The sequence below is a fragment of the Pseudophaeobacter sp. C1-32P7 genome (assembly GCF_041008775.1).
GTDB lineage: Bacteria > Pseudomonadota > Alphaproteobacteria > Rhodobacterales > Rhodobacteraceae > Phycobacter > Phycobacter gallaeciensis_A.
In genome coordinates, this window is sequence record NZ_JAXGFR010000001.1 from 14,168 (window position 1) to 28,906 (window position 14,739).

The window sequence follows — 14,739 nt, forward strand, 5'->3', positions numbered from 1 at the left end:
TTTTTGCGTTTCTGGAGCACTTTGATGGGTTAGAGGATCGTGTCTCGGTTCGAGGAACGTCTGAGCCAGCCCAGGGCGAACAGGCAGGGCGAATAGGGGATATGATCGGAGGAATATGGGGCCCCACTGATAGGGATGGATGGGACCCCAAAAACATGATCACCGACGCTGAGTATAAGCGTCGGCAACCACACAGGTCGGAGAGCCTTGGTATTACAAGGGTCGTTTCCCAAAGTTCCTAGGCTAAAGCCACCACTCACGGAACATTTACAGACTGCGTTTTTTTGTACGAAATCGGTAGTAGTGTATTCCTTACCTATTTGACGCTCTTTAGCGTCTGGCAAGCTTAAACCTCCCCAGCGGAAACTCACAATAGGCAGGCCGGGTAGGGGGATGCCGTCAGGATTCCATCACATACATCTGGTTGTGCAAGGCTGCCTTGAGTACGGCCTGGGCCGTTGTCTCCACTGCCAGCGCGTCCCGGGCCAGGCGCAGGTGCTTTTCGACCGTGGCCGGGGTCAGGCCCATGAGGATCGCGATGTCCTGCGTCGTCTTGCCATCTCCGACCCATTGCAGCGCTTCCCGTTGCCGTTTGGTGAGGGCCCGGTTCGGAGGGCTATAGGGCAGGGTGAGGATTTTCAGATGCGCCACGTTGTTCATCAGGATGATATCGCTGCCGTGTTCAACCCAGATCGCATCGACCTCGTCCTGGGACAGCTCACTGCGCGCAGCCAGCGAGATCGCACCTTTGAAACGCGCCGAATTGGAGTGAAAGCTGACCGTATAGCCCGCGTTCATCTTCATCTTTCTGTTGAACTCCAGCACCCGTTCGCCATCCGGGCCAAGCTCACCATTCTCGATCATTTTCTGAATCAGATGCCAGCTGCCGGCGCCTTCGTTTTCCAGTGCCCAGCGCAGCATCGGCGCGCTGGAATAAAGGCCCCGGTGCAGGAACCCGTTCAGATACTCCGGCGAATGGTTGGACAGCACGACAAAATCTTCCGGATCCCCCAGAGAGGTTTCTGTCTTGTAGCGAGTGTATCCGTAAATCAGCCTGTCAAATTCGAACTTTGCCATCTGATCCACGTGCCCATGCCACAGCTCTTCGAGCGTCTTGGCCCCGCACACGAAATGCAGATAGTCAGAAAGGTTCATTCAGGCTCCGCCTCTCGTTCAAAATGCTTGGCCAGGGCATCGATGGCAAACAAATACCCCTGTGTTCCAAAACCGCAAATCTGGCCGATGACGGCACGCGAGATAAATGACCTGTGGCGAAACTCTTCGCGGGCGTGGATATTGGATAGGTGGACCTCCACGGCCGGAATTTCAACCGAAAAGAGAGCATCCATTAGCGCAATTGACGTATGCGTGTACGCGCCAGCGTTCAGGATGATCCCGGAATGGGTGCCGCGCGCCGCATGAATGGCATCCAGCAACACACCTTCGTGATTGGATTGCAGGCAGACAGCCTCAAGACCCTGCGCTCTGGCATGGGCAACGCAGGCTGCTTCGGCCATTTCCAGGGTTTCCCGTCCGTAGACTTCCGGCTGGCGCGTCCCCAGAAGATTAAGATTCGGACCATTGAGGATCAGAATACTGCGCATCGCATCATCCTTGTGCAGTTCATGTCCCGGAAACTACAGGAGAACTTTATTAAAAGCGACGGCGTATATGCGCCTTTTTGAACGTGTTCCTACTTTGTTACAGAGAGTTTACTTTGGGGGAAGGTGCAGCGCCATCATCCGGCCTCCTGTGGTGCTGCACCCCAAATGTTAATCGTTGGTCAGGACGATTTTGCCCAGCGCCTTGCGGTCCTGAACAAGGTTCAGCGCAGTGGCAGCATCCTGCATCTTCAGAGTTTCGCTGATACGTGGTTTGATCTTGCCCTGCTCGTAAAGGGCGAACAATTCAGCCATGTTTTCTGCATGGCCCTTGGGGTCACGATAGACAGAGGCTCCCCAGAACACGCCTACGATATCACAACCTTTCAGAAGCGGCAGGTTCATTGGGATTTGCGCGATGCCGGCCGGGAAGCCAACGACCAGAAACCGGCCTTCCCAGGCCATCGCCCGCAAGGCTGGTTCAGAATAGGCGCCGCCCACGGAGTCATAGACTACATCAACGCCATCTTTTCCCGACAAGGATTTGATCTGAGACGAAAACTCTTTCTGCTGCCCCTTGTCGAGGCTGCGACCATAGACCAGCGTTTCATCCGCTCCAACCTCGCGGCAGAAGGCAGCCTTGTCGTCCGAAGACACCGCCGCGATCACCGTGGCGCCCATCGCTTTGCCCAGTTCGATGGCAGCCACGCCGACACCGCCGGCAGCCCCCAGGATCAAAAGGCTTTCGCCCGGTTTCATATGCGCGCGGTCCTTCAGCGCGTGATAGGATGTGCCATAGGTAAAAACGAAACAGGCGGCGTCCTCAAACGGCATCGCGTCGGGAATGCGGATCGCCTGCGCTGCGTCGATGCAGCGATGGGTCGCAAATCCACCATGGCCTGTCAGTGCCAGAACCCTATCCCCAATGGCGTAGCCTTCGACACCTTCACCAATGGCGGCGACCACTCCTGCGATTTCACCGCCGGGCGCAAAGGGGCGCGGGGGCTTCACCTGATAGAGGTCCTGAATGATCAGCGTATCGGGAAAATTGACGCCGGCGGCACGGATTTCTACCAACAATTCCCCCTTGGCAGGCGCCGGGTCCGGTAGCTCCGTCCATGTCAGACTCTCGGGTCCGCCGGGCTCGATGCTGAGCATTGCTTTCATGTTTTTTCCTCTTCCCACCAGTGTCAGATGCCAAAATTACGTAAAGTCTTGGGGCTGTCTGGAGCGTTGTCAATGGAATAGCGAAATGCAATTCTGCTATGTGAAACATCACGAGCCGAGTGGAACCATGGGGGGAGATCATGACCACGAGTACACAGCCGGAGTTTGCGGATAGACCTGAGTTTCGCAAGCAAATCCGGGCATGGCTGGAGGAGAATTGCCCCGACGACATGCGCGATGGCGCCAGTGGCGAAGGTGCCATCTGCTGGGGCGGCAAGACTTGGGAGTTTTCCTCTCCCGCGCAGAAACTCTGGCTGGATCGCTGCGCTGCTGCCGGACTGACGGTTCCAACCTGGCCGCGTGCCTATGGCGGTGCTGGCCTTACCCGGGCGCAGGACAAGATCCTGAAAGAGGAGATGGCAGAACTGGGCGCGCGCTCGCCGCTTGATAGTTTTGGAATCTGGATGCTCGGCCCGGCCCTTTTGAAGTTCGGCAGCGAAGAGCAGAAGCAAACCTACCTGCCGCCCATTGCGCGCGGTGAAATCCGTTGGTGTCAGGGCTATTCTGAGCCGGGCGCGGGTTCTGATCTTGCTGGGGTTCAGTCACGGGCCGAGGATCGAGGCGATCACTGGCTGGTCAATGGGCAGAAGATCTGGACCTCTTATGCGGACAAGGCCGATTGGATTTTTGCGCTGCTGCGCACCGACCGCGACGCGCCCAAGCATAAGGGAATTTCCTTTATCCTGATGGATATGAGTTCAAAAGGGGTTTCGACCCGCCCGATCCGGCTGATTTCCGGCGCCTCGCCATTTTGCGAAACCTTCTTTGATGACGTTGAGGTGCCGAAATTTCAGGTGGTCGGGGACGTGAATCGGGGCTGGGACGTGGCCAAATACCTGCTGACCCACGAACGCGAGATGATCAGCGCCGGCGGGCAGACCATGGGCGCGGGCCGGGCGCTGGGAGCGGTTCTGGGCGATGCGGAAACCGGCCAAAGCGATCCGGTGCTGCGAGCCGACGCGATGCGCACGGAAGTCGACGCTCTGGCGATGGAGATGACGCTGGAACGCTACAAGGATCAGGCTGAAGGCGGGCAGGGCGTCGGTGATGCCTCTGCGATGCTGAAATATGCCGGAACCGAGCTCAACAAACGCCGACTGGAACTGGTGATGGCCGCAGGCGGCAGCGATGCACTGGACTGGGATGACAGGCGTGCGCCCTCCTGGCTGCGCACCAAGGCGAACTCGATCGAGGGCGGCACCTCCGAGGTGATGCTGTCGATCATTTCCCGCCGCATTCTGGGGCTTCCGGGGTAAGACTGATGCTGAAACTCATTCAAACTGAAGAAGAAATCATGCTGCAGGAAGCCGCCCGGGGGCTTTTGGACAGATCCGCTCCAGTCTCGCGCCTGCGGGAGTTGCGCGACGCCAACCAGACCCGCGACGATGCCTTATGGCAGGAAATGGTCGATGCGGGCTGGGCCGGGATTTTGGTCCCGGAAAGCGCAGGCGGCGCTGACATGGGGCACGCCGCCGCCCATGTGCTGGCAGGTGAAATGGGCCGGACGCTTGCCGTCAGCCCGTTCCTGAGCACAGCCGTCATGGCGGCGACGGTTTTGCGGCGGCTTGATGATCCACGATGTCAGGCGGCACTGGCGCAGATTGCCAGCGGCGCGCGGACCTATGCCATTGCTGTTGATGAAGGCTCCAAGTTCAATCCGGAGCGCATTGAACTCACGGCAGAAAAGCGCGGCAACGGCTACGTCCTGAAGGGTGAAAAGCGCTTTGTCGTGGATGGAGGAAATGCCGATCACGTGCTGGTTCTGGCGCAAAGCGAGGACGGCCCGTGCCTGTTTGATCTGCCTGCTGACCGCGCGGGGCTGAGGCGCAATGTATCTGCGATGATCGACAGCCGCGACGCGGCACGGCTGGAGTTTGATGATGTTACCGTCTCGGGCGACGAATTGCTCGGCGCTGCCGGGGATGGCAGGGCACTGTTGCGTTATGGGCTGGAGGCCGGGCAGGCTGCCCTTGCCGCCGAAAGCACCGGTCTGGCGCAAGCGGCCTTTGCCATGACCACCGAGTATCTAAAGGAACGGAAGCAGTTTGGTGTCACCATCGCCAGTTTTCAGGCCTTGCAACACCGCGCCGCGCATCTGTGGTGCGAGATCGAGATGACAACCTCAGCCGTGCTGCAGGCAGGCCGGATTCTGGACGCTGATCCGGATGCCGCCACGTTGGCGGTTTCAGTGGCCAAGGCGCGGGCGACTGATACGGCGCAACTCGCCGCGCGCGAAGGCGTGCAGATGCATGGCGGGATCGGCATGACCGACGCCTATGACATGGGTTTCTATATGAAACGCGCCCGCGTCGCGGCAGAGTGGCTGGGTGATTACGGCTACCACGCTGCGCAGGTGGCGCGGCTGCGCGGATTTTAAAGGATACGATATGATGGATCTGTTTTCACTGGAGGGCAAAACGGCCCTGATCACCGGCGGCGCCACAGGCATTGGCCGGATGGCAGCCGAAGCGATGGTGCGGGCCGGGGCACGGGTGCTGATCGCATCGCGCAAAGGCGACGCCTGCGTCGCGGTCGCAGAAGAGTTGAACGCGATGGATGCGCCGGGATCGGCTGAAGGTTTTGCCGCCGATATCGGCACGGTCGAAGGGATCGATGCGCTGGTTGAGGAAATCAAGACCCGCACCCCCGCTCTGCATATCCTGATGAACAATTCCGGGGTGACCTGGGGCGCGCCGCTGGGGCAGTTTCCCCATCAGGCCTGGGAAAAGGTGATGTCGGTCAACGTCGCAGGGGTCTTCGATCTGACACAAAAATTGCTGCCGCTTCTGATAGCCTCCTCGGATGCGGATGATCCGGTGCGGGTGATCAACGTCGGTTCGGTCATGGGAGAAATCCCGATGGGCGATGGCGCCTACAGCTATGCCGCGTCAAAGGCCGCGGTGATCCATATGTCCAAAATTCTGGCCAAGGAGCTGGCCCATCAGCACGTCACCGTCAATGCGCTGGCACCGGGGCCTTTTGTGTCGCGGATGACCGCCTTTGCCACTGGCGATGAGGAGAAGCGTGAAAAGGTCGGCAATGATGTGCCGCTGGGCCGCGTCGGGCGGGACGATGACATCGCCGGCTGCGTGCTGTTTCTGGCCGGGCGCGGTGGGTCCTACGTCACCGGCGCAGTGATCCCCGTATCCGGCGGTATCAATGTGATGTCGGGGCACAACCTGTTCCAAAACGCGCTCGACTGACGAATAAAAACAAAGACTTGAGGTTATAAGATGACTGACGCCACCTGGTCCCGGAATGAGGATCACCTGCCTGCCGCCCTGCGCGGATTGCGCATCCCGCTGATCGCATCGCCGCTGTTTATCATTTCGGTGCCGGAGCTGGTCATTGCCCAGTGCAAGGCGGGGATCATCGGGGCCTTTCCCGCGCTGAATGCGCGCGAAGCAGAGGGTGAGCCGCCATTGCTGGAGGCCTGGCTGAAGCAGATCACCGAAGAGCTGGACCGGCATAATCAGGAGAACCCGGACCGCCCGGCAGCGCCCTTTGCCGTCAATCAGATCGTGCACCGGTCCAATACCCGGCTGGAACGGGATCTGGAGATTTGCACCCGCTGGAAAGTGCCGGTCTGGATCACCTCGCTTGGCGCGCGCCCCGAGGTGAACGAGGCAGCGCATTCCTGCGGCGGCGTGGTGCTGCACGATGTGATCAACAACCGCTTTGCCAAGAAGGCGATCGAAAAAGGCGCCGACGGTCTGGTGGCCGTGGCCGCCGGTGCCGGCGGGCACGCCGGGCAGCAATCGCCCTTCGCCCTGATCCGCGAGATCCGTAGCTGGTTCGATGGTCCGCTGGCCTTGTCGGGCGCAATTGCAACCGGCGAATCCCTGCTGGCCGCGCGTGCCATGGGCGCCGACTTCGGCTATGCCGGCTCGCCCTTTATCGCTACGCATGAGGCAAACGCCCAAAGCGAATACAAGGACATGATCGTCGAATCCGGCGCCGAGGATATTGTCTATTCCTCTTTGTTTACCGGGGTTTGGGGGAACTATCTAAAGAAATCCGTGTCCCGCGCTGGTATGGACCCGGACAACCTGCCGACGGCGGATGCCTCCTCGATGAACTTTGGCAGCGGGTCGTCCAAACCAAAGGCGTGGAAAGAGATCTGGGGGTCCGGGCAGGGCATCGGCGCGGTGACCGAGGTTTGCTCGACTGCGGAACTGGTGGACCGTTTCGACCGCGAATACCGCACCGCAGGGGCGCGGCTGGCGGCAGAGTTTACAGGCTGACCCATGGCAGAAATTCTTGTGGTCCGGCACGGGCAAGCCTCTTTCGGTGCGGACAACTACGATGAGTTGAGCGAAAAGGGCCGCAATCAGGGGCGCCTGTTGGGCGATACCCTGCGGGCGATGGGCTGGACCCCGGATCGCGCCATCACCGGCTCTCTGGCGCGGCAGAAACAGACGTTGCAAGAAATGGGATTTGACGTCGCCCCGGAAGAGCATGCAGGTTGGAATGAATATGATTTCCACGATTTGCTGCACAGCCGGTTCGGCGGGCAGGCCCCATCCGAGGTGATCCAGGACCGCAAAACCCATTTTCGCGCGTTGCGCGAAACCCTTGCCGAATGGCAGCAGGGCGGCGTGTCCGGTGCCTCGGAAAGTTGGGCAGAGTTCATCGCCCGGGTTGAGGCCGCGCGTCAACATGCGGCAGAGACAGAGGCAGAACGTGTTTTGGTGGTCAGTTCCGGCGGGGTGATTGCCCGGCTTGTCGCTGCAACGTTGCAGGTTCCGGACAGCCAGATGATTGCCCTGAACCTACAGGTCAAGAACACCTCCCTAACCCGGTTCATTTCCGGAAGGGGGAAGTTTTTCCTGCATGAATTCAACTCAGTACCGCACTTTCATGATGCAGAGCGCGCAAAGCTGATGAGCTATAGCTGAAGGAGCAAGAGATGAGCAGCGATACCCAGACCCTGGACATTGATGCAATCCGGACTTTTCTTGACGGGCGTCTTCCCGGCTTTGACGGCGCGGTCGAGGTGCAAAAATTCGCAACCGGACAGTCGAACCCGACCTTCCTGCTTAAAACGCCAGCAGGGCAATACGTTCTGCGGCGCAAGCCGCCGGGGGTGCTGCTGAAATCTGCCCATGCGGTGGACCGTGAATTCCGGGTGCAAAAGGCGCTGGCTGATACCGAGGTACCGGTGGCCCGGATGCATCTGCTGTGCGAGGACGACAGCGTGATCGGCTCGGCCTTCTACATCATGGACCACGTTGCGGGGCGCAATTTCACCGATCCGGTGATGGGCGATACCGACCCCGCAACCCGCGGCGCGGTGATCGACGATATGAACCGGGTGCTCGCGGCGCTGCATGACGTTGATGTCGATGCGGTGGGCCTGTCGGACTATGGACCGCCTGGCAACTATTTCGAACGTCAGCTGGGCCGTTGGACCAAGCAATACAAAGCCTCGGAAACCCGGACTATCCCGGAGATGGACGAGCTGATGAAGTCCCTTGAGGAACAGATGCCCGCCGATGACGGTCAGCGCGGTCTGGTACATGGCGATTACCGCATCGACAATATGATCTTCAGCGCCGATGAGCCACGCTGCCTTGCGGTGCTGGATTGGGAGCTTTCGACCATCGGACATCCCTATGCCGATCTGGCGGGTGTGATCATGCAGTGGCAGATGCCACCGGGACAAGAGGGGCGCGGATTGGCCGGTCTGGATCGCAAGGCACTCGGCCTGCCGTCGGATCAGGAGTTCATCGAAGCCTATTGCCGCCGCCGTGGCCTGCCGGAGATCGATAACTTCGGCTTCTACCTCTCGTTCAGCTTTTTCCGGATGGCCGGCATTCTTCAGGGGGTCCTGAAACGCGCGCTGGATGGCAACGCATCGAACCCGGAACGCGCCCGCAAGTTGGGAGATTTTGTTCCCATCTTCGCGCAAAGTGGACTCAACGCACTGAGCAGCACCAAGTAAGGCGACACGCCGGGCAGGGCGGGTCACTCGCCGCTGCCGCATGGCTGCTCGCCGCTTTGCGGTCTTATAACGGTCGTCAGCTTTGTCGGCCGTTTTTCAAGAATTTCTGATTTTTACACGCGGCGGGCCAACGACTTGCGTGGTTTTACGTATCTCTTAACACTCGACCCGTAGCCAAAGGCTGCGCATTATGGACTGAAACATGGCTTGTGGTTCGCCGCGGCCAATTGGGAGGAACACGTCAATGACAGAGGCTGGCTGGCTGAACACCAGGGACCTTGGTGACGGAATCGTAGAACTGCAACTGGGCCGGGCGCCGGTCAACGCGCTGAGCGCGGATTTCCTGATGGAGTTCGCAGCCAAGATTGACGAGATGGGACAGGATCCGGCGGTCAGCGCCATCGTGTTGAAAAGCCCGTTCAAAGTCTTTTCCGCCGGGCTGGATCTGAAGGAAGCGCAGGAGTTCGATCTCGAGCAGCAGCACGCCATTGTGCGCGGCCTGAACGAAGGCTTCCTTGCGCTTTACAGCTGCCCGAAACCCGTAGTGGCTGCTGTTGGTGGCGCTGCAATTGCCGGTGGGTTGTTTTTCGTTCTGGCCAGCGACGTGCGGATCGGCCACTCCAGATCCGCCTATGGACTGGCCGAGGTGCGCGTCGGCGCGGACTTCCCGATCGGGCCGCTGGAAATCGCCAAAGCTACGCTCGACAGCAACACGCAGCGGCGCCTGATGCTGACCGGGCAATCTATCGGTCCGATTGCAGCGCGCAATTATGGCCTCGTCGATATCATTGCCGAGGATATGGAGGATCTTGAGATCTACGCGCTGCGCGAGGCGCGCAAGCTGGCGGAATTGCCGCCGCAGACCTTTGCCTCGGTCAAGATGCAGCTGCGCGGCGAGGTAATCGACCGCATCAAGGCAGGGATCGCCGCAGGTGGTAACGCACCAGAGGGTGGCTGGTTCAATTCCGAAACCAAGGCCGCGATGGAAAAGATGATCAGCGGCCGGGGCGAGTAGGCACACCGGCCCGCACCAAGACAGACAGGGAGGAAATCAATGCTGGACCACGACCGGCTGGACCGCGTGAAGGCATGGCAGCAACGCTATGTGGATCAAAGGAAGTATGCCGGCAGTTCGGTCTTGATCAACGAAGGTGGGAAGGAAGCGTTTTTTCACGCAACGGGTCTGAGAAATATCGAGGAAGGTCTGCCTTTTACCCGCGATACGCTGGTACGGATCTATTCGATGACCAAACCGGTGACCTCCCTTGCCGTCATGATGCTGCTGGAAAAGGGGCTGTTTCACCTGGATGCGCCGGTGTCGGATTTCATTCCCGAATTCACCGACATGCAGGCACTGGTCCCAGGGGCAACGGCAATTGATCAGGTTGAACCCAGCCGGGCGCCGACGCTGCATGAACTGCTGACCCACACCAGCGGTCTAAGCTATCCTTTCAACCCCGGCGTTTTGCCCGCAGCCATGGAAGAGCAGCAGCTGATGTTCAAACCGGGGCAGGGTAAATTGGAAAAGATGGCGGCGGAACTGGCAGCCTATCCGCTCGCCTTTCAACCCGGCACACGCTGGGAATACTCGGTCAGTATCGATGTTCTGGGTCGCGTCGTCGAAGTTGTTTCGGGCAAGACACTTGGCGATTTTTTTGAAACCGAAATCTTTGCTCCGCTCGGCATGACCGAGACAGCGTTCCGGGTCCCGCGTGGCGCCGGTGATCGCTTTGCTTCGCTCTATACCCCGCTCGCCGGGGATGCGATGGCGCTGAATTCGGCAAAGACCGGCGGTGAAACCCTGCGCCTGACGGATCTGCACGGGGGCTCTCCGTTTGAAACGACTGAGATGATGTCTGGTGGCGGCGGGTTGGTCGGAACCATTGATGACTACATGAAGTTTTCCGAAATGCTGCGGCGCCGCGGCGCCCACAAGGATGGCTATCTGATCAGCCCGAAAACCGCTGATTTCATGATGCGGAACCATCTGCCCGGGGATATCGCCTCCATGGGGCCGCAAAGTTTTGCCGAACAGCCGATGGAAGGCATGGGTTTTGGCCTGGGCGGCGCCGTGGTGATGGATCCCGGTCGGGCGCGCTGCCCCGGGTCCGTAGGTGACTTTAGCTGGGGCGGCATGGCTTCGACCTTCTTCTGGATGGACCCGGTGCTGGACCTGTCCGTGGTGTTCTTTACCCAGCTGTCTCCCAGCAGTTCCTATCCCTCGCGGGCTGAGCTGAAGGCGCTGGTACATGGGGCAGTGATCTGATGAGCGATATTCCCGACCGTAAGATCCTGTGGACCCCAAGCGCGGAGCGTGCCAAGGCGAGCCGCATGGCGGCATTCGAGCGCTGGCTGGCTTCGAAGAAGGGAAAAACCTTCGACGATTACAATGGCCTGTGGGAGTGGAGCGTTTCCGACCTTGAAGGGTTCTGGGGCGCATTGGCCGAGTTCTTTGATCTGGAATTCACTACGCCGCCAAGCCGGATCCTGGGCAATCGCAGCATGCCTGGCGCAGAATGGTGCCCGGGCGGAGAGTTGAACTGGGCCAGGCACATTCTGCGGCAGGTCGACAAAACCCCGCAGGAACAGGCGCTTGTCGTTCATTCTGAAACCTTTGGCCGTTCCGAGCTGACCTGGGCCGAACTCGCCGCTCAGGTGGCCAGCGTAGCTGCAAACCTGCGGGCCATGGGCGTCGGGCACGGCGACAGGGTGACCGCCGTTTTGCCCAATACCGAGGCCGCGATTATCGCCTGTCTGGCCACCGCCAGCCTAGGCGGCATCTGGTCGCTTTGCGCGCCGGACATGGGCCATGTCGCCATTCTGGACCGCTTCCGCCAGATCGAGCCCAAGGTCCTGATCTATCAGGACGGATATGTGCATGCGGGCAAGACCATGGACCGGCGCGAAGTGCTGACCACCATTGCCGACGGCCTGCCAAGCGTGACCCACCGCGTGGTACTGCCGGTGGTCGGTGATCTGCCCGATGGCGCAACCCATTGGCATGATATGATCGGGGATGTTCACGCCCCGCTAGAGTTTACGCCGGTTCCTTTCGATCATCCGCTGTGGGTGGTCTATTCCTCTGGCACCACCGGAAATCCGAAACCCATCGTGCACGGGCACGGTGGCATCCTGTTCGAAGGCGTCAAGCAATCGCTGCATCAGGATCTGAGTTCCGACAGCCGGTTTTGCTGGCTGACGTCGTCGGGCTGGGTGATGTGGAACGCGCAATTCGTGGCCTTGGGGCAGGGCGCAACGACACTGCTTTATGACCGGGCGCCGAACCACCCCGATATGCTGGACCTGTGGCGGTACTGCGCGGATGAGCGGATCACCTATCTGGGCGTCGGCGCCGCTTATATCACCGCCTGCGTGAAATCCGGCATCAGACCCGGACGTGATCTCGATCTGTCGGCGCTGGTCTCGCTGGGCACCACTGGATCGCCGCTAACCTCGGATGGCTATGATTGGGTGTATTCCGAGGTAAAGGCCGACATCTGGCTTGCGCCGATCTCCGGCGGTACCGATCTGTGCGGCGCCTTCGTCTGCGGCAACGTCATGCTGCCGGTGCGCGCTGGCGAAATGCAGTGCCGCGCGCTTGGCAATGCGGTACGTGCCTTTGATGAGACCGGTCAGGAAGTGATCGGCAGCGTCGGAGAGCTGGTCTGCACCGAACCTTTACCCTCTATGCCCTTGTTTTTCTGGGGAGATGAGGGCGGATCGCGCCTGCACGACAGCTATTTCGATACCTATCCCGGCATCTGGCGCCATGGCGACTGGATCGAAATCACCCCCGAGGGCGGATCGGTGATCTATGGCCGCTCGGACGCGACGATCAACCGGCGCGGGCTGCGGCTTGGCTCTTCGGAAATCTATCAGGCCGTCGAAGGTCTTGAGGACGTGCTGGACAGCCTTGTCGTTGATTTGGAATTCCTCGGGCGCGACAGTTTCATGCCGCTGTTCGTGGTACTGGCCGAGGGGCAAGAGCTGGATGACGCCATGCGCGACAAGATCCGTAGTGCGATCCGCAGCGGCGTATCAGCCCGGTTCGTGCCTGATGAAATAATCAGCGTCCCCGAAGTCCCGCGCACGCTTTCGGGAAAGAAGCTGGAAGTGCCCGTGAAAAAGCTGCTACTTGCAGGGGACCCCGCAAAAGTCGTGAACCGTGACTCGATGGCCAACCCTGACAGTTTTGATCTGTTCATCACCTATGCAAAGACGCGGGAGGCTGGTTGAGGAAGGCACCATAAATGAATGATGTTGGGAAGGTTTTGCTCAATCTTCTGGATCTGGAGCGGCTGGATACGAACCTGTATCGTGGCATTGGCTCCGGTGGTGAAACCCCCATGCGGATTTATGGCGGGCAGGTTATCGCCCAGGCACTGACGGCAGCCTATGCCACCGTGTCTGGGCGGTTGTGCCATTCGCTGCATGCCTATTTCATTCGGCCAGGCGACCCCGCAAGCCCGGTCATCTATGAGGTCGATCCGGCCCGCGATGGCGGCAGTTTCACTACCCGGCGCGTCATCGCCATTCAAAACGGCAAGCAGATCCTCAACCTTGCCGCATCGTTCCACAAAGAAGAACCCGGCTGGAGCCATCAGCACACAATGCCGGATGTCCCGCCGCCGGATGGGTTGCAGAGCCGTGATGAGCTGCACGAGCTGCATGCCCACCGGATTTCCGAGGAAATGCGCGAGGAATTCACCCGTCAGCGCCCGTTTGAAATCCGCGATATTGAGCCGCGCGATCCGCTGGATCCCCAGGTTTGCAGCGATATCAATCACATGTGGATCAGAATGGAATCCGCCAAGGACGCTGGGCCAGAGCTGCAGCATGTGCTGATGGCCTATGCATCGGACTTTGGTCTCTTGGGGTCAGCGCTGCGTCCGCATGGGCTGACCTGGTACAAACCCGAGGCAATGACCGCGAGCCTTGACCATGCCATGTGGTTCCATGCGCCGGTGCGGTTCGAAAACTGGCACCTCTACACGATGGATTCACCCTTTGCCGGGAATGGCCGCGGCTTTAACCGCGGCTCGATCTACACGCAGGATGGCCAACTGGTGGCCAGCGTTGCACAGGAAGGGCTGATGCGACCGATTAGCAGCTGAGCGCGTCTTCAAAAATCACGTGTTGTCAAAGCGATCGCGCAGTTTCTGCATGCCGGTGATCCAGCGGTCATAATCGGCCGTCTTGGCCTGCATGTAGCTTTCGACCTTGGGGTGTGGCAGCACCAGGAACTTGCCAGCCTCAATCGCTTCGGCGCAGGCGGTGGCCACATCTTCGGGCTCCAGAAGCCCGTCGACACTGGCGACGCTGTTTTCCAATCCACGGGTCATTTCTGACCGTACGGCCTGCGGACACAGGACCGAAACTCCGATGCCCTGATCGCCATAAGTGATTGCCAGCCATTCAGAAAAGCCAACGGCCGCGTGTTTGGTTACGCCGTAGGGCGCGGCGCCGATCTGGTTGAGCAGACCTGCGGCCGAGGCCGTGTTCAGGATGTATCCGCCGCCGCGTTCCAGCATGCGTGGCACCAGATGCCGCGCAGTCCAGACGTGGGACATCACGTTGATGTCCCAGATCCTCTGCCAGTCGTCATTGCTGACCTCAAAACCGCCGCGGGTCAGGATACCAGCGTTGGCGCAGAACAGGGTAATCGGTGCGATCTCGGTTTCCACGCAATCGACCAACGCAGCGATGCTGTCCTCGGATGCGACGTCCACATGCTTGGCAGTGCCGCCGATCTCGATCGCCGTTGCCTCGGCTCCGGCAAGATCGATATCGGCGCAGATCACATGCGCGGCGCCCATCTGCGCGAATTTCTCGGCTAGTCCTTTGCCAATCCCATGGGCAGCGCCGGTGACGACAACACAGCTGTTTTTGATTTGCATGATTGATCTTGCGCTCCATATTTGACCCGAATTCACGCTAGCCGGAGCAAGAGGAGCTGCCAATCCCGTG

The 14,739-nt window shown here is 59.8% G+C and carries 14 protein-coding genes; 10 read left to right on the forward strand and 4 right to left on the reverse strand.

What is annotated here, in order from left to right; translation table 11 throughout:
• Positions 1 to 399: 399 nt before the first annotated feature.
• The 3 genes from SM763_RS00090 to SM763_RS00100 form a co-directional block, all read right to left on the reverse strand.
• A complete protein-coding gene (locus SM763_RS00090; RefSeq protein ID WP_274828131.1) occupies positions 400 to 1,155 on the reverse strand; it encodes an autoinducer binding domain-containing protein in 756 nt (251 codons plus the stop codon).
• A complete protein-coding gene (aroQ, locus tag SM763_RS00095) occupies positions 1,152 to 1,604 on the reverse strand; it encodes a type II 3-dehydroquinate dehydratase (protein WP_368996905.1) in 453 nt (150 codons plus the stop codon). The genes SM763_RS00090 and aroQ overlap by 4 nt, the downstream gene beginning before the upstream one ends.
• Positions 1,605 to 1,772: 168 nt before the next feature.
• The gene (locus SM763_RS00100) at positions 1,773 to 2,768 is read right to left on the reverse strand and encodes an NADPH:quinone oxidoreductase family protein (protein WP_368996906.1); all 996 of its coding nucleotides are present in this window, start codon (positions 2,766 to 2,768) and stop codon (positions 1,773 to 1,775) included.
• Positions 2,769 to 2,908: 140 nt separating this feature from the next.
• On the opposite strand from SM763_RS00100, the gene SM763_RS00105 reads away from it, so the two are divergent.
• From SM763_RS00105 to SM763_RS00150, 10 genes are all read left to right on the forward strand, one after another.
• Positions 2,909 to 4,084: an acyl-CoA dehydrogenase family protein gene (locus tag SM763_RS00105; RefSeq protein WP_368996908.1), complete on the forward strand. Its 1,176-nt coding sequence runs from the start codon at positions 2,909 to 2,911 to the stop codon at positions 4,082 to 4,084.
• 5 nt (positions 4,085 to 4,089) lie between these two features.
• Positions 4,090 to 5,205: an acyl-CoA dehydrogenase family protein gene (locus tag SM763_RS00110; protein ID WP_368996909.1), complete on the forward strand. Its 1,116-nt coding sequence runs from the start codon at positions 4,090 to 4,092 to the stop codon at positions 5,203 to 5,205.
• Between the two features lie 10 nt (positions 5,206 to 5,215).
• Positions 5,216 to 6,031 (forward strand): SDR family NAD(P)-dependent oxidoreductase, encoded by an 816-nt coding sequence (locus SM763_RS00115; protein ID WP_368996911.1) that lies wholly within the window; start codon positions 5,216 to 5,218, stop codon positions 6,029 to 6,031.
• Positions 6,032 to 6,061: 30 nt separating this feature from the next.
• Positions 6,062 to 7,072 (forward strand): NAD(P)H-dependent flavin oxidoreductase, encoded by a 1,011-nt coding sequence (locus SM763_RS00120; RefSeq protein ID WP_368996912.1) that lies wholly within the window; start codon positions 6,062 to 6,064, stop codon positions 7,070 to 7,072.
• Positions 7,073 to 7,075: 3 nt separating this feature from the next.
• Positions 7,076 to 7,726, forward strand: coding sequence for a histidine phosphatase family protein (locus tag SM763_RS00125; protein ID WP_347510290.1), 651 nt, complete (start codon positions 7,076 to 7,078; stop codon positions 7,724 to 7,726).
• An 11-nt stretch (positions 7,727 to 7,737) separates the two neighbouring features.
• Positions 7,738 to 8,772: a phosphotransferase family protein gene (locus SM763_RS00130; protein ID WP_274833591.1), complete on the forward strand. Its 1,035-nt coding sequence runs from the start codon at positions 7,738 to 7,740 to the stop codon at positions 8,770 to 8,772.
• A gap of 244 nt (positions 8,773 to 9,016) precedes the next feature.
• Positions 9,017 to 9,787, forward strand: coding sequence for an enoyl-CoA hydratase/isomerase family protein (locus SM763_RS00135; protein WP_274828122.1), 771 nt, complete (start codon positions 9,017 to 9,019; stop codon positions 9,785 to 9,787).
• 39 nt (positions 9,788 to 9,826) lie between these two features.
• Positions 9,827 to 11,038, forward strand: a complete 1,212-nt coding sequence (locus tag SM763_RS00140; protein WP_490363250.1) for a serine hydrolase domain-containing protein — start codon at positions 9,827 to 9,829, stop codon at positions 11,036 to 11,038.
• The gene (locus SM763_RS00145) at positions 11,038 to 13,008 is read left to right on the forward strand and encodes an acetoacetate--CoA ligase (protein WP_368996913.1); all 1,971 of its coding nucleotides are present in this window, start codon (positions 11,038 to 11,040) and stop codon (positions 13,006 to 13,008) included. Before SM763_RS00140 ends, SM763_RS00145 begins: the two co-directional genes overlap by 1 nt.
• A 14-nt stretch (positions 13,009 to 13,022) precedes the next feature.
• On the forward strand, positions 13,023 to 13,886 hold the full coding sequence (locus tag SM763_RS00150; RefSeq protein WP_368996915.1) for an acyl-CoA thioesterase: 864 nt from the start codon (positions 13,023 to 13,025) through the stop codon (positions 13,884 to 13,886).
• Positions 13,887 to 13,901: 15 nt separating this feature from the next.
• Here the strand turns inward: SM763_RS00150 and SM763_RS00155 are convergent, their stop codons facing one another.
• A complete protein-coding gene (locus SM763_RS00155; RefSeq protein WP_368996917.1) occupies positions 13,902 to 14,669 on the reverse strand; it encodes an SDR family oxidoreductase in 768 nt (255 codons plus the stop codon).
• Positions 14,670 to 14,739: the final 70 nt, after the last annotated feature.

Coding starts and splice junctions, on each gene's coding strand:
- SM763_RS00105 (WP_368996908.1), top strand. CDS start 2,909: ATGACCACGAGTACACAGCCGGAGTTTGCGGATAGACCTGAGTTTCGC.
- SM763_RS00120 (WP_368996912.1), top strand. CDS start 6,062: ATGACTGACGCCACCTGGTCCCGGAATGAGGATCACCTGCCTGCCGCC.
- SM763_RS00150 (WP_368996915.1), top strand. CDS start 13,023: ATGAATGATGTTGGGAAGGTTTTGCTCAATCTTCTGGATCTGGAGCGG.
- SM763_RS00115 (WP_368996911.1), top strand. CDS start 5,216: ATGATGGATCTGTTTTCACTGGAGGGCAAAACGGCCCTGATCACCGGC.
- aroQ (WP_368996905.1), bottom strand. CDS start 1,604: ATGCGCAGTATTCTGATCCTCAATGGTCCGAATCTTAATCTTCTGGGG.
- SM763_RS00130 (WP_274833591.1), top strand. CDS start 7,738: ATGAGCAGCGATACCCAGACCCTGGACATTGATGCAATCCGGACTTTT.
- SM763_RS00140 (WP_490363250.1), top strand. CDS start 9,827: ATGCTGGACCACGACCGGCTGGACCGCGTGAAGGCATGGCAGCAACGC.
- SM763_RS00125 (WP_347510290.1), top strand. CDS start 7,076: ATGGCAGAAATTCTTGTGGTCCGGCACGGGCAAGCCTCTTTCGGTGCG.
- SM763_RS00135 (WP_274828122.1), top strand. CDS start 9,017: ATGACAGAGGCTGGCTGGCTGAACACCAGGGACCTTGGTGACGGAATC.
- SM763_RS00090 (WP_274828131.1), bottom strand. CDS start 1,155: ATGAACCTTTCTGACTATCTGCATTTCGTGTGCGGGGCCAAGACGCTC.
- SM763_RS00100 (WP_368996906.1), bottom strand. CDS start 2,768: ATGAAAGCAATGCTCAGCATCGAGCCCGGCGGACCCGAGAGTCTGACA.
- SM763_RS00110 (WP_368996909.1), top strand. CDS start 4,090: ATGCTGAAACTCATTCAAACTGAAGAAGAAATCATGCTGCAGGAAGCC.
- SM763_RS00155 (WP_368996917.1), bottom strand. CDS start 14,669: ATGCAAATCAAAAACAGCTGTGTTGTCGTCACCGGCGCTGCCCATGGG.
- SM763_RS00145 (WP_368996913.1), top strand. CDS start 11,038: ATGAGCGATATTCCCGACCGTAAGATCCTGTGGACCCCAAGCGCGGAG.